The sequence below is a fragment of the Eubacterium pyruvativorans genome (assembly GCF_900102225.1).
Classification (GTDB): domain Bacteria; phylum Bacillota; class Clostridia; order Peptostreptococcales; family Anaerovoracaceae; genus Aminicella; species Aminicella pyruvativorans.
Genome location: NZ_FNBF01000002.1, coordinates 134860 through 160307, shown reverse-complemented (window position 1 = coordinate 160307; position 25448 = coordinate 134860). Strand labels below are relative to the sequence as shown.

General features: G+C 55.7%; 24 protein-coding genes and 1 tRNA gene. 6 read left to right on the top strand and 19 right to left on the bottom strand.

All coding sequences use genetic code 11. The features are described 5' to 3' along the window. Positions 1-344 precede the first annotated feature (344 nt). A complete protein-coding gene (gene hisD / locus BLQ24_RS01590) occupies positions 345-1604 on the top strand; it encodes a histidinol dehydrogenase (RefSeq protein ID WP_090161971.1) in 1260 nt (419 codons plus the stop codon). A 4-nt stretch (positions 1605-1608) separates the two neighbouring features. On the opposite strand, the gene BLQ24_RS01585 is transcribed toward hisD, so the two are convergent. The 9 genes from BLQ24_RS01585 to BLQ24_RS01545 all read right to left on the bottom strand — a co-directional run bounded on the left by BLQ24_RS01585 (position 1609) and on the right by BLQ24_RS01545 (position 10352). Further along, positions 1609-2445 carry a 4Fe-4S binding protein gene (locus BLQ24_RS01585; protein ID WP_090161969.1) on the bottom strand — a complete coding sequence of 279 codons (837 nt, stop codon included), beginning with the start codon at positions 2443-2445 and terminating at the stop codon, positions 1609-1611. A gap of 103 nt (positions 2446-2548) precedes the next feature. Beyond that, entirely contained in the window at positions 2549-3988 is a 1440-nt protein-coding gene (glmM, locus tag BLQ24_RS01580) for a phosphoglucosamine mutase (protein ID WP_090161967.1), read from the bottom strand. Positions 3989-4172: 184 nt separating this feature from the next. Continuing rightward, a complete protein-coding gene (locus BLQ24_RS01575) occupies positions 4173-4385 on the bottom strand; it encodes a hypothetical protein (RefSeq protein WP_090161965.1) in 213 nt (70 codons plus the stop codon). Between the two features lie 315 nt (positions 4386-4700). Continuing rightward, a complete protein-coding gene (locus tag BLQ24_RS01570) occupies positions 4701-5159 on the bottom strand; it encodes a MarR family winged helix-turn-helix transcriptional regulator (RefSeq protein WP_090161963.1) in 459 nt (152 codons plus the stop codon). Positions 5160-5224: 65 nt separating this feature from the next. Next, on the bottom strand, positions 5225-5770 hold the full coding sequence (locus BLQ24_RS01565) for a glutathione peroxidase (RefSeq protein ID WP_090161961.1): 546 nt from the start codon (positions 5768-5770) through the stop codon (positions 5225-5227). Between the two features lie 137 nt (positions 5771-5907). Next, complete coding sequence (locus tag BLQ24_RS01560) at positions 5908-6180, bottom strand: cysteine-rich small domain-containing protein (RefSeq protein WP_090161959.1); 273 nt, start codon at positions 6178-6180, stop codon at positions 5908-5910. A gap of 16 nt (positions 6181-6196) precedes the next feature. Further along, a complete protein-coding gene (locus tag BLQ24_RS01555; RefSeq protein ID WP_090161957.1) occupies positions 6197-6982 on the bottom strand; it encodes a C40 family peptidase in 786 nt (261 codons plus the stop codon). Positions 6983-7083: 101 nt separating this feature from the next. After that, on the bottom strand, positions 7084-8223 hold the full coding sequence (locus tag BLQ24_RS01550) for a cation diffusion facilitator family transporter (protein WP_090161956.1): 1140 nt from the start codon (positions 8221-8223) through the stop codon (positions 7084-7086). A 17-nt stretch (positions 8224-8240) separates the two neighbouring features. Continuing rightward, positions 8241-10352: a CocE/NonD family hydrolase gene (locus BLQ24_RS01545; RefSeq protein ID WP_090161955.1), complete on the bottom strand. Its 2112-nt coding sequence runs from the start codon at positions 10350-10352 to the stop codon at positions 8241-8243. 266 nt (positions 10353-10618) lie between these two features. Between BLQ24_RS01545 and BLQ24_RS01540 the strand changes: the two genes are divergently transcribed. Next, positions 10619-12037 carry an amidohydrolase gene (locus BLQ24_RS01540; protein ID WP_242869547.1) on the top strand — a complete coding sequence of 473 codons (1419 nt, stop codon included), beginning with the start codon at positions 10619-10621 and terminating at the stop codon, positions 12035-12037. A gap of 103 nt (positions 12038-12140) precedes the next feature. On the opposite strand, the gene BLQ24_RS01535 is transcribed toward BLQ24_RS01540, so the two are convergent. Next, positions 12141-12332 carry a ferredoxin gene (locus tag BLQ24_RS01535; RefSeq protein ID WP_090161951.1) on the bottom strand — a complete coding sequence of 64 codons (192 nt, stop codon included), beginning with the start codon at positions 12330-12332 and terminating at the stop codon, positions 12141-12143. 202 nt (positions 12333-12534) lie between these two features. Between BLQ24_RS01535 and BLQ24_RS01530 the strand changes: the two genes are divergently transcribed. Beyond that, on the top strand, positions 12535-13212 hold the full coding sequence (locus tag BLQ24_RS01530) for a Crp/Fnr family transcriptional regulator (protein WP_090161949.1): 678 nt from the start codon (positions 12535-12537) through the stop codon (positions 13210-13212). A 71-nt stretch (positions 13213-13283) separates the two neighbouring features. Here BLQ24_RS01530 and BLQ24_RS01525 read toward each other — a convergent pair whose 3' ends face one another. From BLQ24_RS01525 to BLQ24_RS01510, 4 genes are all read right to left on the bottom strand, one after another. Next, positions 13284-14480, bottom strand: a complete 1197-nt coding sequence (locus BLQ24_RS01525) for an oxygen-binding di-iron domain-containing protein (protein WP_090161947.1) — start codon at positions 14478-14480, stop codon at positions 13284-13286. 145 nt (positions 14481-14625) lie between these two features. Continuing rightward, positions 14626-15693, bottom strand: coding sequence for a VaFE repeat-containing surface-anchored protein (locus BLQ24_RS01520; protein ID WP_090161945.1), 1068 nt, complete (start codon positions 15691-15693; stop codon positions 14626-14628). A gap of 121 nt (positions 15694-15814) precedes the next feature. Then, positions 15815-16138 carry a DUF5713 family protein gene (locus BLQ24_RS01515; protein ID WP_090161943.1) on the bottom strand — a complete coding sequence of 108 codons (324 nt, stop codon included), beginning with the start codon at positions 16136-16138 and terminating at the stop codon, positions 15815-15817. Positions 16139-16290: 152 nt separating this feature from the next. Further along, entirely contained in the window at positions 16291-17040 is a 750-nt protein-coding gene (locus BLQ24_RS01510; RefSeq protein ID WP_090161941.1) for a transglutaminase domain-containing protein, read from the bottom strand. A gap of 433 nt (positions 17041-17473) precedes the next feature. Here BLQ24_RS01510 and BLQ24_RS01505 point away from each other — a divergent pair, with 433 nt between their 5' ends. Continuing rightward, positions 17474-18760, top strand: a complete 1287-nt coding sequence (locus BLQ24_RS01505) for an L-cysteine desulfidase family protein (protein ID WP_090161939.1) — start codon at positions 17474-17476, stop codon at positions 18758-18760. Positions 18761-18894: 134 nt separating this feature from the next. Here BLQ24_RS01505 and BLQ24_RS01500 read toward each other — a convergent pair whose 3' ends face one another. From BLQ24_RS01500 to BLQ24_RS01490, 3 genes are all read right to left on the bottom strand, one after another. Then, positions 18895-20055 (bottom strand): macrolide family glycosyltransferase, encoded by a 1161-nt coding sequence (locus tag BLQ24_RS01500; protein ID WP_090161937.1) that lies wholly within the window; start codon positions 20053-20055, stop codon positions 18895-18897. Next, on the bottom strand, positions 20052-20273 hold the full coding sequence (locus BLQ24_RS01495) for an AbrB/MazE/SpoVT family DNA-binding domain-containing protein (RefSeq protein ID WP_090161935.1): 222 nt from the start codon (positions 20271-20273) through the stop codon (positions 20052-20054). Before BLQ24_RS01495 ends, BLQ24_RS01500 begins: the two co-directional genes overlap by 4 nt. Before the next feature lie 232 nt (positions 20274-20505). Continuing rightward, positions 20506-20594: transfer RNA gene (locus BLQ24_RS01490), tRNA-Ser, on the bottom strand. Between the two features lie 162 nt (positions 20595-20756). Between BLQ24_RS01490 and BLQ24_RS01485 the strand changes: the two genes are divergently transcribed. Next, a complete protein-coding gene (locus tag BLQ24_RS01485) occupies positions 20757-21866 on the top strand; it encodes an aminopeptidase (protein ID WP_090161933.1) in 1110 nt (369 codons plus the stop codon). Positions 21867-21927: 61 nt separating this feature from the next. Then, on the top strand, positions 21928-23214 hold the full coding sequence (locus tag BLQ24_RS01480; protein WP_090161931.1) for a diaminopimelate decarboxylase family protein: 1287 nt from the start codon (positions 21928-21930) through the stop codon (positions 23212-23214). Positions 23215-23312: 98 nt separating this feature from the next. Here the strand turns inward: BLQ24_RS01480 and BLQ24_RS01475 are convergent, their stop codons facing one another. Continuing rightward, positions 23313-24191, bottom strand: a complete 879-nt coding sequence (locus tag BLQ24_RS01475; protein WP_090161930.1) for a class II fructose-bisphosphate aldolase — start codon at positions 24189-24191, stop codon at positions 23313-23315. Between the two features lie 47 nt (positions 24192-24238). Continuing rightward, complete coding sequence (locus BLQ24_RS01470) at positions 24239-25447, bottom strand: isocitrate/isopropylmalate family dehydrogenase (protein WP_336433252.1); 1209 nt, start codon at positions 25445-25447, stop codon at positions 24239-24241. Between the last annotated feature and the right edge of the window lies 1 nt (position 25448).

Below are 25448 nucleotides of genomic sequence, written 5' to 3'. Positions count from 1 at the left end.
TCATTTCGATGAATCATTGCAGCCTAACTACCTTCTTCTGTTGTCCGAGAAAAAGTAGTAATAATAGTATTCAGCTGCTGCAAAGCTTCTGTTCATCATGAAAACTCTCATTCCTTTCGTTTAACAATACCAATTTAACACATCCCGGATCGGAAATCCACCTTTATTTTTGTCTTTTTCACAATTCCACCCCTCCGATTTCAACGAACGCCACAAAAAATCCATCTTTGTCCCTTCTGTTCCACTGGTAATCCGCTCCGCCCGCCGCTATAATGTAGTGGTACGTCAATGACAGAAAGCCGCGGGGCACCCCCGCAGTTCATATAATACAGAAGGAGTTTACCATGGAAATACTGAAGAAAGCCCAGAAACGCACGGCGGAAGACAACCGGGCGCTGCGGAATACAGTGTCGGAAATCATCGACCGGATCACGGAGGAGGGAGATGCCGCACTGCGGGAATACAGCGAGAAATTCGACGGATTCCAGCGGGCATCCTTCCGGGTCAGCCGGGAGGAAATCGACCGGGCATACGAGATGATGACCGCGCAGGAGATTCAGGATCTGAAGGATGCGAAGGCAAACATCCGGGCCTTCGCCGAGGCCCAGCGGGGTTCCCTGACCGAAGTAAAGGATTTCAGCCCGCAGCCGGGCATTTTCCTCAGTGACCGGGTGATCCCGGTGCAGAGCTGTCTCTGCTATGTTCCGGGAGGGAGACACCCGCTGTACTCTTCGGCACTGATGCTGATCACACCGGCGCAGGTTGCGGGGGTGAAGCGGATCTGCGCCGCCTCCCCCATCGACCGGGAGACAGGCTGCATCCACTACAAGACGCTGGTGGCCATGGACATCGCCGGAGCCCACGAGATCTATGCCGTGGGAGGAGTTCAGGCCATTGCCGCCTTTTCCTACGGCACAGAGTCTATCCGGCCGGTGGATCTGATCGTGGGGCCGGGGAACCAGTATGTGGCGGAGGCGAAACGCCAGTGCTACGGTCAGGTGGGCATTGATTTTGTGGCCGGTCCCAGCGAGGTCCTGTGCATCGCCGACAGTCAGGCAGACCCGACCACCGTGGCCGCCGACCTTTTGGCCCAGGCCGAACACGATCCCAACGCCAAGGCCATCCTTCTCTCCACAGAAAGAAGTTTCGCCCTCGCCGTCATGGATGCAGTGGAGGCGGAGCTGAAGACCCTTCCTACCGGAGAAGTGGCCCGTCAGTCCTGGGACACTTACGGTGAGGTGGCACTGGTGGAATCACTGGACGAGGCGGCGGAGATCGCCAACGAAATCGCCCCGGAGCACCTGGAAATCAACGCCGCAGGGGCAGGACGCATCCTCGACTCCCTGGTCAACTACGGCTCCCTCTTCCTGGGAGGCAACACGGCGGAAGTTTTCGGTGACTACGCCAGCGGCACCAATCACACCCTGCCGACGGTGCGGGCGGCCCGGTACACCGGCGGCGTGTGGGTGGGCACATTCCTGAAGGTCTGCACCCACCAGCATATGACAAAGAACGCCTCCCGGGCGATCGCCCCGCTGGTGAAGCGGATGGCGGAAGGGGAAGGCCTCGCCGCCCACGCCCAGGCGGCGGCCCGCCGGATGTAGCCGGTTACAGGAACGTTTCCGGTTCCCGCCGGATTCCGGCATACATCGCTTCCAGCTCCTCCTTGTGATACAGGAATCCCGGATCGGCGAAGTATTTCGCCTCCTCCGGACATTTCTTCACACAGGCGCAGCACTTCATGCACTTCCCGATGATGCGGGCCGGATCTGCCGGGTCAATAGATCCCAGCGGACAGGCGGAGACACAGATCCCGCAGCGGGTGCAGGTGTCTTTCGTCTCCGGCTTCGCCGGCAGGAAGCGAATCGGTTTTCCCTCCCGGTCCCGGGGGGTGAAATAGGGACGAAGGGGCCAGCAGCCGGCCACCGGAACCGGCGCGAAGGATGGATCGTCCTCCCGGGCGGCCAGTTTCTCTGCGGCCTGCTCCGCAAACCGGCCGGCGGTCCGAAAGTCATCCCCGTCCGGCCGACCGGCCCCCAGAATCCGGGAAAAGGAATGCTCTGCCGGAAAAGCAGCGGCGGCGAAGGGGCGGAACCGGTTCTCCGTCAGCAGATTCCGGAGCTCTATCAGAGCGTCGTCATAATTCCGGTTCCCGTACATCACAACAGGAACCGCCGGCGCAGCGTTCCCCCGGAACCCGTCCCGCACATAGGGCATGATCAGGTTCGGCAGACGGCCGGCGTACACCGGCATGCCGAAAACCACCAGATCTTCCGGGCCGAATTCATATCCGCCCTCCCGCCGGGCAGCCGGCGCCGTGAAATCCAGCGTTTCCCGGCGGCTTATGCCCAGTGCCTCCCCCATGCGGTCGGCCAGAAATGATGTCATCCGTTTCGTGGTGTCCGTACAGCTGAAGTAGACGGACCAGATTTTCTGAATACCCATCCCGATTTCCTCCTGTTCTCCGGGGAGCGTACCCCGCCCCGCCGTCCATCAAAAAAAAGCAGGCTGTCTTCCGACCGCCTGCCCCATGTATTCTTCTTCCATTCTATTCCTCTACGCCGAACTTTCTGCGAATGAGCCCCGCAATATTCTCTGCAGAGGTACGGGCTTCCTCTTCCGTCTCGGCCTCCACCATGACCCGGATGACCGGTTCCGTGCCGGACTCCCTGACCAGAACCCGGCCCGAGTCGGACGCCTCCAGACGGGCTTCGATCTCCCCGATCTTCGCCTGCACTTCCGGATCGGACTGGGCCTCATCCTTGTCCTTCACCCGGACATTGATCAGGGTCTGCGGGTAAATCGTCAGCGGCGCCGCCAGCTCGCTCAGCGGTTTCTTCCGGTCCATCATGACCTGCATCAGTTTCAGACTGGTCAGGATGCCGTCGCCGGTGGTGGCGTACTTCATGAAAATGATATGGCCGGACTGCTCCCCGCCGATGCGGCAGCCGTGTTTCACCATATATTCGTGAACGTACTTGTCCCCCACGCTGGTCTTCGCATAACCAATGCCGATCTCATCGAAGGCCTTGTAGAGTCCGAAGTTGGACATGACCGTGGTGACCACGGTGTTGGAAACCAGTTTCCCCCGTTCCTTCATGTAGCGGCCGTAGATATACAGAATTCCGTCGCCGTCCACAACATTTCCCTTCTCATCCACCGCCAGGCAGCGGTCGGCGTCGCCGTCATAGGCGAAGCCCACATCCAGCTTGTTGTCCACCACGAATTTCTGCAGTCCCTGAATATGGGTGGATCCGGCATTCCGGTTGATATTCGTGCCGTTCGGCTCCGTATTGATGGCATAAACCTTGGCGCCCAGCGCCTCGAAGACTGCCGGGGCCACGCTCCAGGAGGAGCCGTTGGCACAGTCCAGACCCACCTTCATCCCCCGGAAACTGTACACGCCCAGGGAAATCAGATAGCCGATATAACGGTTCCGGCCCGCCATGTAGTCCACAGCCCGGCCGATCTGATCCTTCCTGGCGAAAGGCAGTTCATCGTACTTCTGTCCGAACACCTCCAGATGGCCGTCGATGTAATCTTCGATCAGGCCGATGGTGGCCTCATCCATCTTCCCTCCATCGCCGTTCAGAACCTTGATGCCGTTGTCGTAGAACGGATTGTGGCTGGCGGTGATCATGACACCGCAGTCGAAATCATCGGTTCTGGTGATGTAGGCCACGGACGGTGTTGTGGTGACGTGCATAGTATAGGCATCCGCCCCGGAAGCGACCATTCCCGCAATCAGGGCATATTCAAACATGTAGCTGGAGCGCCGGGTGTCCTTCCCGATGACAATCCGGGGCTTATTCTCGTCTGCCCCCCGCCAGCTCACTTCGAAATCGCCGCCGGTGCGGGCGCCCCCGTTCCTGCGGCGCAGTTCTCCGTAGTACCATCCCAGAAAACGTCCTACCTTATATGCATGGTCTGAAGTCAGACTGATATTCGCTTCTCCCCGAAAACCATCTGTGCCGAAATATTTTCCCATAATCGTACCTCTTTTCTATTCATCTCCGAACATTCTACCACACTACCGGGAAGGGAGGACAGACAAAAAATACCCGTGTGTGCTCCGGCGTGCCGCACTGCGGCATCCTGCCGGCAAAAAAAGAAAACCCGGGGCCTCCACCCCGGGATCAGAATCCATTATCTTCTGTGGTCTGTCAACAGACTTATGCAGCCATCTTCGTGCTGCTCTTCTTCTCTGCAACCGCATTCGCTTCTGCAGTGTGCGCCATAGCGTTGACAGAGGCGCTGAAACCAGCGCAGCCGATCAGCATGACAATCAGTGCGCCGATGTAGGAAACCTGCGCCAGCGGCATAGCCAGCAGTCCTACAACCAGGCAAAGTACCATCATCAGTCCACTCTTCTTCATCGTATTCATGTCATTTCCTCCCTTGGAATCATGTTTTTTACCGGGAGCAATTACCATGTCTCTCGGCTCTCTCTTTACTTCGCCTACATAATATGTTGCGGATTGTTAAAAGTCAAACAAGAAACTTTAAACCCAACTTTAAGTATAACTTACACTTGTTTCCATTCATTCAATATATGCTTAATTCTTGTTTTTTGAAACAGTTTTCAGAAAATCAGCGCGCTTGTCAATTCCCCGCAGAGGTTGAAACTCCAACGTTTTTGCCAAATTCCTCCTGATACCGAAAAAACCGGCCGGAGACCAGCCCCGCCGGTTTTTCGTTCGCTATTCTACTGTTTCTTTCTTTCCGTCCATCAGCTTATAGAGCAGCCGGAAAAGTTCTGCGGCTTCTTCCTGCGTCAGGGAACTGCCGCAGCGAATCATCTTCTCCGGCACTTCCACCGCCTTCTCCCGCAGCGCCCATCCCCGGTCCGTGAGATCGATCTCCACTACCCGGTTGTCTCTTTCGCTGCGGGTGCGGGTGATCAGGCCTTCCTTCTCCATCTTCTTCAGAAGCGGCGTCATCGTGCCGGTGTCCAGGCGGAGCGCATCCCCCAGTTCCTTCACCGTCACCGGCCGTTTCTCCCACAGCACCATCAGCGCAATATACTGGGTATAGGTGATGCCCAGTTCCGACAGAAAAGGCGTGTACTGCCGCGTAATCTGCCGGGAGGCAGCATACAAAGGGAAACAGAGCTGCCGTCCCAGTTTCAGGCAGTCGTATTTTTCATCCGGTTCTTTCAATACAGTTCACCTCGCAAAATATTATTCGTCCAATTCACTTCCCGGTCCGGCCGGCGGATCTGCGGTTACAGCAGGGAATCCACCAGCTTGTCCAGTTCTCCCATATCCCGGGTCGGCTCGAAGCGGTCCACCACATTTCCTTCCCGGTCAACGACGAACTTCGTGAAGTTCCACTTGATGTCCGGATTGTTCTTGTAATCCTTGTCGATCTTCTTCAGCAGCGCCGACATGGCCAGTGCCTTCGGACCCTTGCCGAATCCTTCGAAACCCTTCTGCTGCTTCAGCCAGGTGTACAGCGGCAGCTCGTTCTCTCCATTTACATCGGACTTGGTCATCTGCGGGAACTCCGTGTTGTAGTGCAGCGTGCAGAACTCATGAATCTCCTCGTCGGTGCCCGGCGTCTGGCCGGCAAACTGGTTGCACGGGATGTCCAGGACCTCCAGTCCCCGGTCATGGTACTTCCGGTACATCTCTTCCAGCTGTTCGTACTGCGGCGTGAAACCGCAGCCTGTAGCCGTGTTCACAACCAGAACCACCTTTCCCCGGAATGTCTCCATGGACACTTCCTGTCCTTCCATATTTCTGACCTTGAAATCATAGAATCCGCTCATATTGACCTCCTTCCCCGCTAACCCGGGGGACTGTTTTTCCTTTCCGGGCAGACAGCCTGTCCGGTTTCTTATCTATTGTGTTAAATCAAATTTAACACAATATTTCAAGCCGGTCAAGTACATTGTGCGAAATATATCTACCGATTTCCTTCCGCCAGCGCCGAAATCTCCCGGAAGCGTTCCGTAATCCTGCGGTAATTCTCCGGATGGTGGGGGAAGGTGCATTCCTTACAGTCCTTCACGCCCTTCTCTGTCCAGCGGAAGTTCCCGCCGCACCGGCTTCCCAGCGTGTACAGCGGACAGTAGCAGAACAGACAGTTGAATCCGTCGGGATCCACTCCCCTGTGGCAGGGAAAATATTCGCATTCCCGGTTTGTAAAAAACCGGAAATGCTGACAGTTATCCTTCATGATCCGGTCACCCCGATTATTTGAAAATCCGCCGAATCGTCAGAATCGGCTTTCCGTTATATCCCAGCCTGCTGATAGTAATCCCGTGGGCAGGGTCCATGGCATGAACGATCTTCCGGTTGCCGAGGTAGATGCCCACATGGCCCGGGAAACAGATAATGTCCCCCGCCTTCGCATTCTTCAGAGAAACCGGAACCCCGTAGGCCCGCTGGGTGGAGGCGCTGTGGCCCATCCGGACACCGAACCGGCTGTACACCGCCATGACGAAACCGGAGCAGTCCGCTCCACGGGTGAGACTGGATCCGCCGTAGCGATACGGATTTCCCACGAACCGCAGTGCGAATTCCGCCACGTCACCGCCGCTGGTGCCGGACAGCCGGCTGCGCTTCGGCGCATTGAATGTGCCGGTTCCATAGATAATCTTCCGGTCCACTGCCTTCCGGCTCACCCGGGAAGCAACCAGCTTCCTCGAAATCGGTTCTCCGTCCACCCGGGTCACATGATAAACCAGGGTACGGATTCCCTCTCTTCCCGCCTTCACCCTGCGGGTGGTCTTCCGGTACTTCGATGACCGGACCCGAACCGTACGATAATGGATCTTCTTCTGCAGCAGCTGTTTCTCCACCGAGGAGGTCTTCGCCGCTGCATTTTCTGACTCATCGGCAAATACCGATTCATCCAGCGTGCTCCACGCCAGCCCCGCCGTCATGAAAAGAACCAGCGCCATAACCACGGCTCTGGTCAAAAATCCACGGTGCATCCCGTTCGTTCTATTCAAATATTCTGTATTCTTAATCTTCATAAACGTTTCGCCTTTCTTCCTCCCCCAAGGTCAATGTTACGGCAAAACGCTTAACTTTTCAACTGATTTCTTAAGAAAACCGGCAATTTCCTTAAGTTTTCTTATGATTCACTGAAATCGGTGTCCATATTCCCGTTCACATCATAATCCGGGTAATGGTTCCGAACTTCCTCCAACACCTTGCGGAACAGCGCCGGGCGATCCTCCACTTCGAAACTGACCACCAGATCGAAGCGCATGGTCATCGCCTCCCGGTCCAGATAGAAACCGTGCATCTGCATGATCCCGTCATGGGACAGCACCAGATCCGTCACATCCTTCCGGATGGCGATAATTTCCGGATTTCTGGTATTCATGGAGTAGATCCCCACGCCGGTGAGAATGGTTCCGGTCTCCTGATAGACCTTCGCAGACACATCCCGGATCAGCTGGTCCAGCGCATCCGCATCCATGGAATCTGACACTTCAATGTGCACCGATCCGGTGAACCGGTCCGGTCCGTAGTTATGCAGCACCAGGTCGTACGCTCCGTAAACATCCGGGAAGCTGGTGACCACCGCCTTGATCCGGTTCGCCGTATCCCGGTCCACTCTCTGACCCAGAATTTCCGACAGTGTTTCCCGGAGCATATCGATACCGGACTTGATGATCACCACGGAAATCACTGCCGCCAGCCAGGCTTCCAGGGAGAACCCGCTGCAGAGATAGATCCCGGCCGCCGCCAGAGTGGAGGCGGAAATCACGGCATCCAGGGTGGCATCCTGTCCGGAATTCACCAGGGAAGCGGAATTGACCCGGCCCCCCACACTTTTCACGTAACGGCCCAGAATAATCTTCACAATGACTGCGGCTCCCACGATGATCAGGGAAATCACCGTATAATCCGGGGCAGAAGGATGCAGGATTTTCTTGACAGACTCCTCCAGGGATTTCATTCCGGCATACAGAACGATGACGCTGATCAGCATGGCAGACAGGTACTCGATCCTGCCGTACCCGAAAGGATGCTTGCGGTCCGCCGGTTTCCCTGCCAGCTTCGTGCCGACGATGGTAATCAGAGAAGATCCCGCATCAGACAGATTGTTTACCGCATCCATGGTGATGGCCACCGAACCGGTAATTCCCCCGATCACTGCCTTGAACGCCGCCAGAACGACGTTGGCCAGAATGCCGATGATACCGGTCCGGATAATGATTTTCTCCCGCACCAGCTGTTTCTCGCCTTCTCTGATTTCCTTCATTCCTGTTCGTCCTTTCTCTACTTCTTCAGATCCATCGTACCCGTCACAGCCGCCGTCACCGGAAGCTCGGCCCGGACACTTTCGTCCTGAATGCAGATCTCATAGTTCTTGTGCAGCAGACAGTTTACCGGGTCCTCTGTGCCGATGACCACCGCCAGCCGATGGCCGGCCTTCACTGTGTAACGCTGCGTGTTCAAATATACGTGATAGTCATGTGCTTCGCCCTTTGTCAACGAAATCCACTCCGCCGCTGTTTCCGGGGCATAGCCGGAAGCCGGATTGCAGAGATCCAGGTACGCCCGGGTAATCACCTTGTACGTTTCATGAACCGGTTCGAAAGCGATCTCGTCGAAGGCCGGAAGGCCGCCGCCGTTCGGAATGCCACCCTCCCGGACAACTTCCGTATTTACCACGTTGCGGGCGTCGTCCACAGTCTGGAAACTGTCGAACGCCTGCTCTGCCAGGTCCACCAGAAGCACCGTGGTCTTCACATCGTCCATGCGACCGGAGGCGGTGCCCAGCAAAGCGCTGAGCTTATCCGCACCGTTGACATTGCTGCCGCCGAAATCCGGCGCATCACCGGATTCCAGCGCCGCTGTGAAATCCACCCGGACGGATCCCTGAATCGTCAGATCCTCCGTCAGCGTTTCCGTCAGATAACGCTGGTTCATGGAAGAAGATTTCGTGCTCATCTGCCGGTCGAAATTTCCGGCGTCAATGCCGGCATCCGCCCAGTCCGTTCCCAGAACGGTGCTGCCTTCCTCCCGGCTTTCCAGCATCACGCTGTGTTCCGTATGCCAGGAATCCGCCTTCTCCCAGACCTGCTGATCCACATTGCTCTGCACCAGCACATTCGGCATCTCCTCCGCATCGTTTTCCACATCGTACAGATAATGGGAGAACCAACGGTTCAGGATATCATCGTAGAGCATGCCGTCAATCAGGAATCCCTGGTTCTTCTGCGGATTCGTCGGGGTCATGTGCGGGCCCTGATGCAGAAGCAGTTTCACAGTCTGTCCTGCCTGCACGAAAGTGTCATACATCATCTCGAACTGCTTCGTGGATACATTTTCGTCATTCAGACCGTGGACAATCAGCGCACTGCATTTCAGATCCGCATTCCGGGTATAATTTCCTTCCCCCCAGAATTTCTCATCATAATCGAAACCGCACTGAAGCTGATCCATGCTGAACTGCTGGTGGAAATGGGCGATCCGCTTCAGATCCGCCTCGGTGGCTTCCGGGTCATGATACTTGCTGGAGCAGAAATACGCCAGGAAACTCATGAGCATTTCCTGAGGCCAGTAACGCTGGGCACCCTGCTGATTGAGGAAACTGTACCAGTCTGCAATGCCTGCCACCGGAACGATGGTCTTCAGTCCCGGCACCCCGGTCACCGCTACCGCGAACGGCATGGTGCCCGCATAGGAGCGGCCCGTCATGGCCACATTGCCGTTGGACCAGTCCGCTTTCGTCTCGATCCGGCCGTCCGGTCCGGTATACGCTTTCCGGTCGCCGTGGAGCCATTCCACTACGCAGCGGAACGCATGGCGCTCCAGATCGGAGCCGGTATATTCAATTCCCTCGGAGCCTCTGGTGCCGTATCCTGCACTGAATACAACGGCAAACCCCCGCACCAGATAGTAATTATAGTTGTCCAGCACCTCGTAGCACATGGCGTTGTCATTTCCCTCGTCCGGATAGTACCATTCCGACGGGTCGGCCTTGGCAGCGCACTCCAGAGCAGTCATCTCCCCCTCCGGCACTCTTGGCGCCGGGGAATTCTTCAGGGAATCCATGTCAAACGGCGGATACTCGTCATTCTCTACTTCCTTCATATGGTCATAACCGTCTGCGTTGACGCCGGCACAATACGGACGGGCTTCGAAGATGGAAGCAGCCCGGTATCCGCCCTCCGCTGCGCTCCGGGGCAGCTGGACAAAAGCTTTCACCAGATCTCTTTGACCGTCTCCGTTCATATCATAGTCCGTCTCTACGTAAACGCTGTAGCGGACGATCTCCGAGGTTTCCGGGTCATAATCCTTACCGGTCTTCCCGTCTGTGAAACCGAATACCGGCTGGGCCATCCCGTTTTCGAACACCGGCTTTCTGCAAGTCTTATCATTCATGTCGCAATCCTCCTTCGCTGCTCCATTCATATAACTCAGACAAAGAACAGTATAGTAATTTTTCTGACGGTATGCAAGGCGGGAGCCGCTGCATCCGGAGATTCCCCAGGTCTTCCGCCGTTGACACGGAGCCCTCCCGCCAGTATGATGAGACAAACAACGAATAGATGAAAACAGGCGGCGGGCCATGGGGAACCGGAAGGCCGAAGCTTCTCTACGAAGCTTCTCTCCCCCATGACCGCCCAACCCTTCAAGGAGGCATACTGATGAACACAACAACCGCAGAAACGGCCGGTTTCGACCTGACCACCGCCGAAGCCCCGGTGCTGGACGGGCTGAACGAAGCCATGGAACGGTGGTTCCGGGAAAGCGCATCGTCCATTAACGATATGGCAATGATGCTTTTCGACCATCCGGAAGAACCGGACGAAGAATTCTATTCCAGCGGCCTGCACCGGGCATTCCTTCAGGAGCAGGGCTTCACCATCGAAGAAATCGATGACATGCCCACCGCTTTCATCGCATCCTGGAAACAGGGCACCGGCTCTCCCGGGCTCGGATTTCTGGCAGAATACGACGCACTGTCCGGCATGGCCCAGAAACCGGTTCCCCGGCCGGCGCCCATCGAAGGACAGTCCTGCGGCCACGGCTGCGGCCATAATCTGCTGGGCACCGCCTGCACAGCGGCCGCCTGTGCGCTGAAAGCCCATATGGAGGCGACCGGAGAGGACGGTGCCGTTTACCTCTACGGCTGCCCGGCTGAAGAAACCATGTCCGGAAAAATCATCATGGACCAGAAAGGGCTGTTCCATCGGCTGGATGCCGCCATCACCTGGCACCCCTTCACCAGAAACCGGATCAGCTACGATCACTGGCTGGCCCAGGATGTGAAACACTACCGCTTCTACGGGAAGGCGGCCCACGCCGCCGTCTGTCCCGAGAACGGCCGGAGCGCTCTGGACGCAGCGGAACTGATGGATGTGGGGGTCAATTACCTGCGGGAGCATGTGGCAAACGACGTGCGCATCCACTATAACTACGTCCATGCGGACGAACCCGCCAACATCGTCCCGGACTTCGTGGAACTGGGATACTTCATCCGTTCCGGCCTCCGAAGCCGCACGGACGATGCGTCGGAGCGGGTGGACAACTGCGCCCGGGGCGCGGCGCTGATGACCGGCACCCGGGTCGAAATCGATCTGCTGAAGAGCTGCCGGGAATTCAAAGTAAACGACGTGCTCTCAACCGTCTTCCACGACGCCATGGCGCAGATCGCTCTGCCTTCCTACACGGAAGAAGAAATCCGCTTCGCCCGGGAGATCACAGAAAATGCCTCGCTGGACAACGTCCTTCTCCGCCGGGCAAAAAAACGGGGAGACAATCTGAATGATCCTTCTCTGTTCTTCGGCCCCCTGCTTCCTCTGGAGGACGAACCGAACATCCTGTCCATCGGCACTGACGCCACCGAAGTCAGCCACCGGGTACCGACCATCATGCTGAGCGCCGCCGCCTTCTGCCGGGGTACCGCCCTGCACAGCTGGCCGGCTTCCGCCCAGGCCGGCACCTCCATCGGCCGCCGGGCCATGTTGTACGCCGCCGAAGGAATGGCGGAGGGCGCCCGGAGGCTGCTGAAAGACCCGTCTCTGCTGCGGGAGGCCTGGAAGGAGCACCGGCAGACGGAGTGACGGCGGGCCGCCCCTCACCAACAAACCCGCAGCCCCGAACGAAATGACATCGTTCGGGGCTGCGGGCTGATTTACGGCTGCGGAAATTCTCTGCAGCTTATTTCTACTCTTCTCCCTGATGAATCGCACCAACCGGGCAGCCGTCCATGGCTTCTTCCGCCGCACTCAGCTCTGCTTCCGGCACTTCGCCTTCGATGGCAACGGCCTTTCCGTCATCTCCCATGGAGAACACTGCCGGGCAGACCCCTTCACAAGCGCCGCATCCGATGCACGTATCGTCAACATAGTACTTCATTGTAAACCTCCTGTTTGAAATTCTTACTATATTTTCTATAATGTAGTGTAGATCCCCGGCAAAAATATGGATGTTGCTGCAGCAACGGATGTGGATTTTCCCACCATTTTGCCAGGCTAAATTTTATTTTCCCGGACATTCCGGCGGCGTGCACCTTCAGCGGACGCCACCGCTTTGAACCCACACCGACAGGAGGCACCTAATGGCCAACTACGAAACCATCATCCCGACCTATATCCCGATTCTGCAGAAGACACCGCTCTTCGGCACCATTGATCCCGCAGATTATCCGGAGCTTCTGGATTTTCTCCAGGCCTCTGTCCGCCGGTTCCGGAAGGGGCAGATGCTGGTGAATCTGGGGAATCCGTTCCGTCACATCGGCATTGTGCTGGAGGGCACACTGGAAGGATCCTTTGAGAACGAAAACTTCGATCAGATCAATATGAACTATTTTCAGAAGGGCGCCCTGTTCGGGGAGTCACTGGCACTGGCGAATATCGAATACAGTCCGATTCAGCTCCGCGCGCTGGAGGACAGCCTTGTGCTCTACCTGGACCCGTCGGTCATCTACCGCACCGAAGCATGGGATTCTCCGTCAAAAAAAACGATCATCGCTAATCTGGTTCGGGGGCTCTCTCTGCAGAACGTCTTCCTGAACCTGAAAATCCGCATCCACACCCAGAAGTCGATCCGGGATAAGGTTCTGATTTACCTCTATTCACTTCCTGCCGGGCCGGACGGATGGAAGACGGTGCCGTTCTCCCAGACAGCGCTGGCGGAATTCCTGGGGGTCAACCGGAGCGCCCTGGCCCGGGAACTGACAAAAATGAAAGCAGACGGCGTTCTGAAGACAGACCGCCGCCGTTTTCTCCTGTTATAGCCGGACCCCGCAGCGGTCCGGCCATCCTTCCGCCGGCTTCGGCCGCACAGCGGCGGCCGGATATCCCGGTTCTATTTTGTCTCTTCCAGCAGAGCGGAGACCAGGGCAGGAACTTTCGCGAAATCGTCCTCGTCCGGGTTCCAGCAGGATTTCACCTCCGGGTCCACAACCTTGAATCCGGCTGCGCCCAGTTTCTCCTTCAGAATCTTCACAGACTCGCCGCTCCAGCCGTAGCAGCCGAAGGCCGCCGCCTTCTTCCCCCGGAACTTCAGGGTCTTCAGGAAGGAGAGCCATCCGGCCACGCTGGTCAGCACATCGTTGACGCAGGTCGGGGAGCCGACGGCAATCGCCTTGGACTTGAAGACTTCGGTCATCAGTTCGTTCTTGTCTGTCTTGGAGATGTTGTACACCTTCACCACGGTATCTGGGCTCTGAACATGGATTTCATCCGCAATCGCATGGGCCAGTTTCGCTGTGCCCTCCCACATTGTGTCATAAGCCACTGTAATCTGATTTTCCTGGTATGCATTCGCCCATTCCGCATACTTCTCCACAATCTGCTCCGGGTGATCTCTCCACACCACACCGTGGGCCGGAGCGATGATGTCGATCGGCAGATTCAGCTTGCTGATCTCTTCCAGCTTCTTTGTGACCAGCGGCGCAAACGGGCTCAGGATATTCGCGAAATATTTCATCGCTTCCTTGTACAGTTTGGCCTGATCCGCACAGTCATTGAACATTTCTTCCACTGCGAAATGCTGACCGAAGGCGTCCATGGAGAACAGAATATTGTCCCCTGTCATGTACGTCGCCATGGAATCCGGCCAGTGGAGCATCTTCATTTCCACGAAAATCAGCTGCTTGCCGTTCCCGATGTCCAGAGTGTCTCCGGTCTTCACCGTGTGGAAATTCCAGCCCTGCTTACCGTACTGTCCTTCCAGACTCTGCACCGCCGCCGCCGTGCAGTAAACCGGGGTGCCCGGAATCTCCTTCAGCAGTGCCGCAAGTGATCCGGAGTGATCCGCTTCTCCGTGGTTCATGACGATATAGTCAATCTCGTGCAGATCGATTTCTTCCTTCAGGTTATTGACAAAATCATCCCGGTGCGGCGTCCAGACCGTATCCACCAGCACCGTCTTCTCCTCCTGAATCAGATAGGCATTCTGGCTGGAACCGTTCAGAATCGAGTATTCATCCCCGTGGAACCGTTCTAGTTCCCAATCCATATATCCGACCCAGTTCACGTTATTCTTCACAAGTTTCTTCATGACAATTCCTCTTTTCTGTATTCTCAACCTTGATGATCCCATCATACCTTCTCGCACCGTCCCTCACTGTTGCTGCAGCAACGACAGGGACAAAAAAAGAGCGCTGCATCCTGTGCAGCGCCCGCCGGCCGATCGGTTCCAGCGATTATTTTGTTACCAGAATGGTCTCCGCCCCGGAAGCCGATCCACCGGAAGAAGCCAGAACCCGCTTCTCTCCCCGCAGCCTGAGTTCGGAGAACAGGCAGAGCTTCGTACCATCTTCCATGCCTGCGGTATTCACCGGGTATTCCAGTTCCATCCGGTAACTCCCGGTCTTCGCCGTAAAATTATGCTTCACCGTCACTGTATTCCCCTGGGCATCCCGGTACGGTTCGCCCGAAGCAGCATCCATGACAATGCCGGTGAGTTCGTAGCGGGCCCCGACCGTCAGATCATTCATCTGCATCGTGTCCCGGATCAGAACCTCCGAATCCGCTGCCGCTTCCCGGCCTTCGGTGCCTTCCACCTGCGCTTCCCCTGTCATGGCCGGATCCACCGACGGCGCCAGACGCCACACCTGGTAGGAATAGCTGTAGCCGCTGTAGCGGATGAATTTCACATTCCGCCGGATCAGGGAGTCCGGGGTGTACCGATAGCAGTATCCGTCCGGATCCGACTTGTCATGATGCATCGTTCCGTTGCTGCCGATGATGGCGACGTGGCTCCAGTAGCCCCCCATTCCGGCATAGCCTTTCTTCAGCGTTGTCGCCGGTGTCAGACTGTTTCGCTTCGTGTGGAAGAAGACGATATCGCCGGGTTTCGGATCATATCCCTTGGAATGACGGATTTTCCCGGTCTTCACATTCACGGTGCCGCCTCCCACCAGCTGGAAATTCTTCGTCTTCCGGTTCTTCAGGACCCAGTCCCGGATATTCCGGACGTACGGCTTGTTCATAGCGAAAGTATATGACGGAATGCCGTATGCCTTCCGGAGCGCCCAGGACACATAGCCGGTGCAGTGATTGTAAGGCATGCCCTTGATATAGTAATCATAACGGTGGCCGTCGTAGCGGCTCAGATACTGATCATTCAGATTCCCCTGTCCCCACTGTTTCACCGTGCAGGATGCGCCGTGACTCATCCCGGTGCAGGATGCCAGCGCTATGACGACGGCCAGCACCGCCGTCAGCAGCATGGTCAAAACACGCATGCCGATCCCCTTCTCCCGTTTCATGAAATACCCCTTCCTTTCTCCTTCTGATTGCAGAACCGTCCCCTTTCGGTCCCTCTATTCTAAAACAGAAATGTCATGGATTCATGACACTTCTGTTATTCGTTCTTCCGACTTCTCCGCTCTACCAGCCTTCCCGCTCTCTCAATGCCTCTTCCAGCTCGATATCCACGCCGAACTCATTCAGAATCTGAGACACATCCGCTTCCAGGGTCTCCGCTGCCATTGACTCGATACGGCTGTCGTTTTCAATGAATTCTTCCGCAATTTCGTTGATCCTTGAAGTCATTCCATCCAGTTTCCTCTGAATCAGCGTGCTGTCCGCCTCTCCTGCCTCCAGAAAATCCACCAGCCCTGTCAGTTCCCGTTCCAGTTCTTCCACCAGACTGTCCGGATAGTAGTCGTCATCATATAAATCCTGCAGCAGTACGTAATCCTCCATCGCCATATCCGTTTCTCCTGTCGTCTTTCTAATATTATCGTATCGAATACTTACGGTAGGATTTTATCACAAAACCAGAGCGAAAAAAAGCAATTCTCCGGCGCCGCCGAAGCAGTTCCGGAGAATTAACATTTATATATTTTTAATATCGCCGATGCTTAGAGAGCCTTGGTCGTATGGCTCTTCGTCAGGAGGTAACGGTTCGAATGAGTTGTGTCGTTCCAGGTCACATCCACATTCAATGTCTTGCCGCCGATTCTGACGGTATTCCAGATGTGGCTTCCGTCTCTGTTCAGCCGGTAACCGTTCGAGATGCCAAGCCGGTCCATCGCCGCCTTGAATGCGGTGGCATATCCCATGCAGACTGCCTTTCCCTCCACCAGTGCGCCGTATGCGTTGTACCGGTTCTTCCTCGCGTAGCTGTAGTCGTATTCCGTCGCTTTCTTGATCTCGTTATTCACGACCTCGACCTGCGCTCTCTGGGAGGACTTTTTCTCTGCCTTCTTCACAATCCGGGAAACCGCATTGTCGAACTGAACCTTCGCCTTCGCCGCTTCACTGCCGCTCATGGTGTAGCCTACCTGCACTTTCGTGACATCCCCGTTGTTTTTCCGGTAGAATGCCCAGCCTCTGGCGGAACTGACGTAGAACAATTCCGGGTTTTCCAGCTGAATCTGGAAGATATACTGTCCTTCCTTCTTCGCAGCGTCTCCCGTGAAGTTCAGCTGATAGCCACTCATATCCACGGTCTTCTGCACCTTCTGCATGTTCTGCACCAGGTGTGCGTCCGCTTCTGTATCAGCGGATGCTGTGAGAACCGAACCCATGAAGACAACCGCCGCGAAGACCATCAGAACGACCAGGATGGTCATCAGATTCTGTTTTCTCTCGGCTGCTTTCTTCATCATTTCGTTTTCCTCCGGTTTCCCGTCTCTGTCTCTTTCCTTTCGACAACTATAAAATAACATTTGTTTTTACATTTGTCAAATTAAATTATCAATTTTTTAGATGATAATTTAATTTTTCATCAAATAACGTTCACTTTTCCTTTATTTAATGAATCTCAGTCCAACTATTCGCACTTTTGTCTATGTTAATTTCAGAATATTATATTTAATATCCCCAAAATCCACAGTCTGCAGTCTCGCATCCGGACGTTTTTAGGCAATAATTGAACTCTAGTACACATTTCAACCAATCGCCGTCCACTTCATACCAATCCGATTGGTTGCATCGGACAGCCGATCAGCATACAATACTGACGCGGGGTGTGTCGGACGGCATCACTGTCACTTTTTGTCCGCCGCATCTTGAAATGTCTATATAGAAGGAGCAAAAAAAATGGATGAAAAATTGTATCAGGATTATGTCAATATCCTGCGGGAAGAGCTGGTGCCAGCCATGGGCTGCACCGAACCGATTGCCATTGCCTACGCTGCCGCTCTGGCCGGGAAAACACTGGGCACTGTACCGGAAAAATTAGATGTTTGTGTCAGCGGAAACATTATTAAGAATGTAAAGAGCGTGATCGTTCCGAACACCGGCGGCATGCACGGGATTGAAGCCGCTGCGGCAGCCGGTGCTCTGCTGGGAGATGCGGACCGGGAACTGGAGGTTCTGTCCGTCATCCGGGCGGAGGACATCTCTGCACTGCGCCGTTATATGGAGGAAGCCGAAATCTGTGTTTCCCGGGCGGAAACGGACCGAGTATTCGAGATCCGGCTGACCGCTTTCTCCGGCACCCACAGCGCCGGTGTATTCATCACGGATCACCATACGAACGTGGTGGAAATCAGGAAGGATCAGCAGATTATTTTCCGGGCAGATCCGGAAGCGGAACAGAATGCGGGAAAAACAGACCACAACGTGCTGACGATCGAACACATTGTGGAATTCGCCGAAGCCGCCGATCTGAAGGATGTGTCGGAAACCCTGGAGCGACAGATCGCCTGCAACACCGCCATCGCCCGGGAGGGACTGGATCATCCGTACGGAGCCCGCATCGGCCAGATTCTTCTGGATGCCGGAGGAGACGGGGTGCAGAATCAGGCAAAAGCCTGGGCGGCGGCAGGTTCAGATGCCCGCATGAGCGGCTGCGACATGCCGGTGGTCATCAATTCCGGCAGCGGCAATCAGGGGATCACGGTCACTCTGCCGGTAGTGAAATATGCGGAGCATCTTCAGGTCAGCCACGAAAAACTGCTTCGGGCACTGATCATCGCCAACCTGACTGCCATCCGGCTGAAGGCGGGCATCGGCTGCCTGTCGGCCTACTGCGGCGCCACCACGGCAGGATGCGGCGCGGCGGCGGGCATCACATATCTTTATGGCGGCGGTCTCCGGGAAATCAGCCACACCATCGTGAACACCCTGGCCATCAACTCCGGTGTGGTCTGCGACGGTGCGAAGGCCAGCTGTGCGGCGAAAATCGCCTCCTCCATCGAGGCCGGTCTGCTGGGAATGCACATGTTCCAGCGGGGCAGCGAATTCAGGAGCGGAGACGGAATTGTGACAAAAGGCGTGGAGAACACGATCGACAACATCGGCGACCTGGCACGGAACGGCATGGCCGGCACGGACCGGGAGATCATCGACATCATGCTCAGCAGATGTCCCCGCATGGATTAATCAGAAAAAGGGTGCGCCCCGAACGATGAAAATCATTCGGGGCGCACCCTTCTCTTCTGGATATAGCGAGCAGTTTTAGCAAAAACAGCAAGAATTCCCCCTTCCTCTATAGGTGGTGGGAGTATGTCACTATGTCATATCTTTGCAATCTCTTCTAAAAACAATCTGGCCGCTGCTGCACCGCCGCAAGACCGAAAGCTTTCAGAAATCTTAGAGGCACTGTCTTTATATTCCGGTTCATATATGACCTGCCGCAATGCTTGCAGAACATCCTCTCCGGAGATCGACTTCAGCCTTACGCCTGCACCAAGCTCTTCAACTCGTTTTGCTACGGCGTCCTGTTCAGGCGTCTGCGGGAACAATACAAGAGGTACCTGAAAGTATAAGCCTTCCGAGGCGGAGTTCATTCCGCAATGAGTGATAAACGCATCGGCAACAGAGAGAACCGCCATCTGATCCACGGATTCGTAAATCTGTATGTTATCCGGGAGATCTTCATAGTGCTCCGAATTGGTTCCCATGGAGATGACGACCTGCCAGTCCGTCCGGCCCAGCTCATGGATGCAGTTTCTATAGAATTCCCTGTTCTGATTTACCGTTCCCATGGAAATATACACCAGCTTGTCAGCAGTTTTCTCCATAGGCTTAGTGACCGGCCTGATCGATGGCCCTATGAATTGATACCTGTCGGAGAAGGTTCCCGAGCACGGTTGAAAATACTTCGATGTATAAACGATCGTGTTTGTATCATTATCATTCTGCACTATATCGAGCAGACTCTTCACCGGATATCCTTTGTCTCGAAGGCGCTTCAGCTGCTTATTGATGCGCGGCATAGCCGCCAGCATTCTAACAATATCCCATGCACTCTCGTGCATATATTTTGCAGAATACTTATTGAAGGCAAAAGTCGTGGTCGATGAGACATATGGCAAACCGTGCTTCATAGCTGCGAGTTTACCCCAGAACGCTACGGAATCGGACACGACAATATCCGGCTTGATCTCCCCAATATTGCGTGTCGTCATTTCATCCAGTGCAAGTGTCGATGAAACGAGCAGCTCTGTCGCATAGACTTTGTCCTTGCCCACACGGTCCGCATTACCCTTATCTTCCATTTCAAAGTCATATCCGTCACAGCCGATGAATGTTGCGCCGGCATTCTCGATCTTCTCTCTGAACTCCTCAAAGGAAAAATACCATACCTGATGCCCGCCTTCAGTCAGCGCTTTGACGAGGCCAAGCGTGGGATTGGTATGTCCGTGTGCCGGAATACAGAACCATGCTATCTTCACCTGGTCTCACCGCCTTTATCTTCTGCAAAAGCTAAAGCAAACAGTTCCGAAAAAGCTCCTTTATTGGGGATCGCGATACCACGTTCTTCATCACCGAGGAGCAGCAATGTGTCTCCCGGTTTTATATCAAATATTTCCCTTGCTTGTTTGGGGATCACGATCTGCCCCTTTTCTCCGACAGTAGCAGTCCATGCATATTTCCCTTTTGGTGCTTTCATATTTTTGCTCCTGAATCGAACCGATAGTATGATTTATATAACAAATCATACTATCGGACGGGCAATATGTCAACCCGATGCTGATGGTGTAGCCAGGAAGAGTGAGAGACAGCCAAAAGTAAAAGACCGCCGCATTATCGCGACGATCTTTGTCATTTTATGACCAGTTTTCTGCCTCAGGGTACAAAGATTTAACGATTACCCCAAGATTGTTACAACTGTTCATGGTATATGGCGGAGACGGAGGGATTCGAACCCTCGGTACCCGTAGGTACACCGCATTTCGAGTGCGGCTCGTTATAGCCACTTCGATACGTCTCCCTGTATTTTCAAACCGGACAGCCTGCGGCGTGCCGGAACGACATGTGAAGTATATCACAGTCCCGGCTGTGTTTCAACCGGTATGCAGGTAATCCTGTCATTTCTATGTTATACTGTCCGTATATCAACACAGTCACAAAATTCAGAAAGGAGCTTCTGACTATGGATTCCAGAGACCGGAAACTGGCTGACCTGCTGATCAGCTATTCCACGAATATTCAGCCGAAAGAACGGGTGCTGATCGATTTCACCGGAGAAGAATGTGTGCCGCTGGTCCGGCAGCTTGTAAAGAAGGTTTATGCCGCCGGAGGCTACCCTTACGTGAATCAGGACGACCGGCGAATCACCCGGGAACTGCTGCTGAATGCCTCTTCCGAGCAGCTAACCTTCCGCCGGGAATATGAACTCACGCAGATGCAGGGCATGGACGCCTATATCGCTGTCCGGGCGAACGCCAATTCCAATGAATTTGCCGACGTGCCGGCAGAAAATCTGAACCTGTATTCCCGGGAAATGGATCCGGTGCTGAATTACCGCGTGGACCATACGAAATGGTGCATCCTGCGGTACCCGAACGGATCCATGGCCCAGTCCGCCGGCATGAGCACAGAGGCTTTCGAAGACTTCTATTATGATGTCTGCACGCTGGATTATGCGAAAATGGCGAAGGCCATGGACCCGCTGGTGGAACTGATGGAGAAAACCGACCGGGTGCACATCACCGGACCGGACACGGACCTGACGTTCTCGATCCGGGGGATCCCGGCGGTGAAGTGCGCCGGCGACTGCAATATCCCGGACGGTGAAGTCTATACCGCCCCGGTGCGGGAGTCCATGAACGGCGTCATCCACTATAACACCGTATCCCTGGAGCAGGGCTTTGAATATGGAGACATCCGGTTCGAAGTGAAGGACGGAAAAATCGTGAACGCCACCGCCAACGACACCGAACGGATCAACCGGATGCTGGACACCGATGAAGGCGCCCGCTATTTCGGAGAATTCTCCTTCGGTCTGAATCCGTACGTTCTGGAACCGATGAAAGATACCCTGTTCGACGAAAAGATTTCCGGCAGCTTCCACCTGACACCGGGCATGTGCTACGAGGATGCGCCGAACGGCAACAAGTCCGCAGTGCACTGGGATCTGGTCATGATCCAGCGGCCGGAATACGGCGGCGGCGAAATCTACCTGGATGACCGGCTCATCCGAAAGGACGGCCGCTTCGTGGTGCCGGAGCTGGAATGCCTGAACCCGGAAAATCTGAAATAGCCTGAAACAGCCTGAAACAACCCGAAATAACAGCCCGACGATTCCCAGACAGGAGGTACGTATGAGAATCCCGATGGACAGCAGAATACTGCATGATCTTTCCGACCACTATGACAGTTTCTATCTCTATGATGAGAAGACCATTCTTCAGCGGATACAGGCGCTCCGGGAGGCGTTTCCGGAAGTGGAATTTCTCTATTCTGTGAAATCCAACCCTCATCCGGAAGTATTGAAAACCATGCTATCCCATGGTTTCGGCACCGACGCCGCCAGCCTGGGGGAGGTGCTGGCGGCTTCCCGCTGTTACGAAGCCATCGGCGGCCATGAAATGCCGGACAGGGACCGGATCTTCTACTCCGCCCCGGGAAAATCCCGGAAAGATCTGCTGGGCGCCTGGCAATACGCCGCCATCATTGCGGACAGCCCGGGGGAGATTCGACGGATCGAGGAGATTGCCGCTGAGATGGACAAAAAAATCTCCATCGGCGTCCGGATCAATCCGGCATACACCATCGGCGGCACTGCCGGCACCGGCGCACCGGCCAAATTTGGTATCGACGAAGAGCAGTTCTTCTCCATTCTGAAGAGCAGCGGTCACCCGCACCTCCGGATTAACGGCATCCATGTGCATCTCCGCAGTCAGATGCTGAACACCGCTCTTTTGATCAACTATCATAATTATCTTTTTGACATGACAGACCGGATCGAAGCAGCCATCGGCGCTCCGCTGGACTACATCAACCTGGGCTCCGGCATCGGCATCCCGTTCACAGAGCAGGACCGGGAGGTGGACCTGTCCGTCCTTTCCGGTGCACTGAAAGAACACCTGCGGCGCCGGAAAGAAAACGGGAAAGCCGACACCCGGATCATGATTGAGTCCGGCCGGTATGCCCCTGGGAAATCCGGCTGGTATGTGACGAAAGTCATGGACCGGAAAATTTCCCGGGGGAAGACCTTCATCGTTCTGAACAGCACCATGAACGGGTTCGTCCGCCCTTCGCTGGTGGAAATGGTGCGCCATCTGACCGACGATCCGGCGCCGGCGGCCTGGGAGCCGTTCTTCACCGGTCTGGATACATTCCAGTTCCTGGCGCTCCGGTCCGGTGACGAGGAGGTCATTCCGGCCGGTGCTTCAGAAGACGGCGAAACCGTGGACCTGGTGGGCAGCCTCTGCACCGGGGTGGACGTCATCGCCTCCGATATCCGGATGCCTCATCTGGAGCCCGGGGATCTGGTGATCATCACCAACGCCGGCGCATACGCCGCCGTCATGAGCCCGATGCAATTCGCCTCCATGGAGAAACCGGCCCAGATCTTCCTGGCCGAAGACGGAACGATCCGTTCCTGATCCATCCGTCACGCCGGTGTCAAATCCGTTTTTGAAAAGGAGCTGCCGCAACTTAGTGCGACAGCTCCCTTCACTTTCATGTAAAATCCGCCGTTTCATCAATTTGCCGATACCGCCTGCGCCCGGCCGGCGGAACCGAACAGCCGCATTTTCTCCCCGGCCACCTGCTTCACCGCATCCCGGACAGGAGGCAGCATCCGGTCCAAGCCTTTTCCGGATTCGAAAGCCTCCGCCGCAGCCTTTGCCGCAGCCGTATTAATCTCCGTGAAAATATTCACCTTCGCGATGCCGCAATCCACTGCCCGGCGGAAGTCCTCCTCCGTCAGTCCGGAGCCGCCGTGGAGCACCAGGGGCACCGGCACTTCATCCCGGATCGCCGCAATGCGCCGGAAATCCAGCTTCGGCGGCAGCTTGTAGGCGCCGTGGGCATTGCCTACAGACACCGCCAGGGCGTCTGCCCCGGTTCGAGTGACATAATCCAGGGCCTGGGACGGATCCGTATAGTACCGGGTCGGATCATTCGGATCCGCTTCCAGACCCCCTTCAATTTCGCCGGCCTCTCCCAGCACCGCACCCAGTTCTGCCTCGATGGAAGCGCCCCGGGCATGGGCATAATCCGCCATCTCTGCCACCCTGGCCACATTTTCCTCGTACGCACAGGCCGAGCAGTCCAGCATCACGGAAGAAAACCCCAGCTCCAGAGCCCGGCGGAGAGTCTCCTCATGGGCGCCGTGATCCAGGTGAACCACCACCGGCACCCGCAGCCGTTCCGCTTCCGGCAGAAGCAGGGACGCCAGTTCTTCCAGAGAAAGGAACCGGAGCATCCGCTCCGCCGCCCCGATAATCACCGGGGCTTCCAGTTCCTCCGCCGCATCCAGCACACCGTGCATCATTTCCGGACTGATCACGTTGAACAGTCCCACAGCGTATTTCCCCTGTTTCGCCGGGAGCAGTACATCATTCAGATTCGCCAGCATGTTCCTTACCTCGCATTTCTATTTCTTTCTGTGTACTCCCGTGACGATTATCCCAGCTTCGACAGAAGGTAATCCGTGAACTCCGCACCGGTGGCACCGTCTTTGTGCCCGGTGATCACAACCGCCTTCTCCTTCTCAACACAGATGTCCAGAGCATTCTCGATAGCCTTCGCCTTCTCCGGGAAGCCGATATGGTTCAGCATCATGGCCGCCGCCTTGATCAGACTGGCCGGGTTCGCATAAGCACCGCGGCCGTCCTCGATCATGCGGACGGCGGAGCCGTGAATTGCCTCGAACATGGCATACTGGTCGCCGATATTGGCGCTTCCCGCCGTGCCGACGCCGCCCTGAATCTCGGCGGCCTCGTCCGTGATGATGTCCCCGTACAGATTCGGGAGAACGAAAACCTGGAAATCACTGCGGCGGGTCTTGTCCAGCAGCTTCGCCGTCATGATATCGATGTACCAGTCCTCCAGCACCAGTCCAGGATATTCGCTGGCCACCTCGTGGCAGATGCGGGAGAAATTCCCGTCGGTTTTCTTCATGATATTCGCTTTCGTGACTACTTCGATGTTCGTCTTGCCGTTCGCCACTGCATAGTCATAAGCCGCTTTCGCAATACGGCGGGTGCCCGGCTCGGTGATTACCTTGAAGTCAATGGACAGTTTCCCCGGAATTTCAATGCCCCGGCTTCCCACGGCATACTCACCCTCTGTATTCTCTCTGAAGAAGATCCAGTCGATGCCCTCTTCCGGCACACTCACCGGCCGGACATTGGCGTACAGGTCCAGAGCTCTCCGCAGCGCCACATTCGCACTTTCCAGGCTGCCCCCCTTCGGCGTGGTGGTCGGTCCCTTCAGCAGCACGTCGCACTCCCGGATTTCCTCCATGACATCATCCGGAACCGCCTTCATCTCCGCCAGACGGCGTTCGATGGTGAGGCCGTCGATCTGCTTCAGCCGGATCTTTCCTGCGGCAATTTCCTCACTCAGTACAGATTCCAGAACACGAACCGCCTGCTCCGAAATGCTTGGCCCGATGCCGTCTCCCGGGCAGATTCCGATGGTAATCACCGGCAGGGATTTGAAATCCTTTTTCTTGCCGGCACTTTCCTCCATTTTCTCGACCCGCTCCATCTGCTCCATGAGCAGGTTCCGGAACTGTCCTGTGATGTCACTCACTTCCGCCATTGCGTTCATCTCCTTTACTCCCATATCAATAATTTCCTGCACGACACCTTTCTTTCCGTCTGCCATC

Excerpts from the sequence above, each read along its gene's own strand:
- hisD (WP_090161971.1), top strand. The coding sequence starts at position 345 with ATGGAAATACTGAAGAAAGCCCAGAAACGCACGGCGGAAGACAACCGG.
- BLQ24_RS01585 (WP_090161969.1), bottom strand. The coding sequence starts at position 2,445 with ATGGGTATTCAGAAAATCTGGTCCGTCTACTTCAGCTGTACGGACACC.
- glmM (WP_090161967.1), bottom strand. The coding sequence starts at position 3,988 with ATGGGAAAATATTTCGGCACAGATGGTTTTCGGGGAGAAGCGAATATC.
- BLQ24_RS01575 (WP_090161965.1), bottom strand. The coding sequence starts at position 4,385 with ATGAATACGATGAAGAAGAGTGGACTGATGATGGTACTTTGCCTGGTT.
- BLQ24_RS01565 (WP_090161961.1), bottom strand. The coding sequence starts at position 5,770 with ATGAGCGGATTCTATGATTTCAAGGTCAGAAATATGGAAGGACAGGAA.
- BLQ24_RS01560 (WP_090161959.1), bottom strand. The coding sequence starts at position 6,180 with ATGAAGGATAACTGTCAGCATTTCCGGTTTTTTACAAACCGGGAATGC.
- BLQ24_RS01555 (WP_090161957.1), bottom strand. The coding sequence starts at position 6,982 with ATGAAGATTAAGAATACAGAATATTTGAATAGAACGAACGGGATGCAC.
- BLQ24_RS01550 (WP_090161956.1), bottom strand. The coding sequence starts at position 8,223 with ATGAAGGAAATCAGAGAAGGCGAGAAACAGCTGGTGCGGGAGAAAATC.
- BLQ24_RS01545 (WP_090161955.1), bottom strand. The coding sequence starts at position 10,352 with ATGAATGATAAGACTTGCAGAAAGCCGGTGTTCGAAAACGGGATGGCC.
- BLQ24_RS01540 (WP_242869547.1), top strand. The coding sequence starts at position 10,619 with ATGAACACAACAACCGCAGAAACGGCCGGTTTCGACCTGACCACCGCC.
- BLQ24_RS01535 (WP_090161951.1), bottom strand. The coding sequence starts at position 12,332 with ATGAAGTACTATGTTGACGATACGTGCATCGGATGCGGCGCTTGTGAA.
- BLQ24_RS01530 (WP_090161949.1), top strand. The coding sequence starts at position 12,535 with ATGGCCAACTACGAAACCATCATCCCGACCTATATCCCGATTCTGCAG.
- BLQ24_RS01525 (WP_090161947.1), bottom strand. The coding sequence starts at position 14,480 with ATGAAGAAACTTGTGAAGAATAACGTGAACTGGGTCGGATATATGGAT.
- BLQ24_RS01520 (WP_090161945.1), bottom strand. The coding sequence starts at position 15,693 with ATGAAACGGGAGAAGGGGATCGGCATGCGTGTTTTGACCATGCTGCTG.
- BLQ24_RS01515 (WP_090161943.1), bottom strand. The coding sequence starts at position 16,138 with ATGGCGATGGAGGATTACGTACTGCTGCAGGATTTATATGATGACGAC.
- BLQ24_RS01510 (WP_090161941.1), bottom strand. The coding sequence starts at position 17,040 with ATGATGAAGAAAGCAGCCGAGAGAAAACAGAATCTGATGACCATCCTG.
- BLQ24_RS01505 (WP_090161939.1), top strand. The coding sequence starts at position 17,474 with ATGGATGAAAAATTGTATCAGGATTATGTCAATATCCTGCGGGAAGAG.
- BLQ24_RS01495 (WP_090161935.1), bottom strand. The coding sequence starts at position 20,273 with ATGAAAGCACCAAAAGGGAAATATGCATGGACTGCTACTGTCGGAGAA.
- BLQ24_RS01485 (WP_090161933.1), top strand. The coding sequence starts at position 20,757 with ATGGATTCCAGAGACCGGAAACTGGCTGACCTGCTGATCAGCTATTCC.
- BLQ24_RS01480 (WP_090161931.1), top strand. The coding sequence starts at position 21,928 with ATGAGAATCCCGATGGACAGCAGAATACTGCATGATCTTTCCGACCAC.
- BLQ24_RS01475 (WP_090161930.1), bottom strand. The coding sequence starts at position 24,191 with ATGCTGGCGAATCTGAATGATGTACTGCTCCCGGCGAAACAGGGGAAA.
- BLQ24_RS01470 (WP_336433252.1), bottom strand. The coding sequence starts at position 25,447 with ATGGCAGACGGAAAGAAAGGTGTCGTGCAGGAAATTATTGATATGGGA.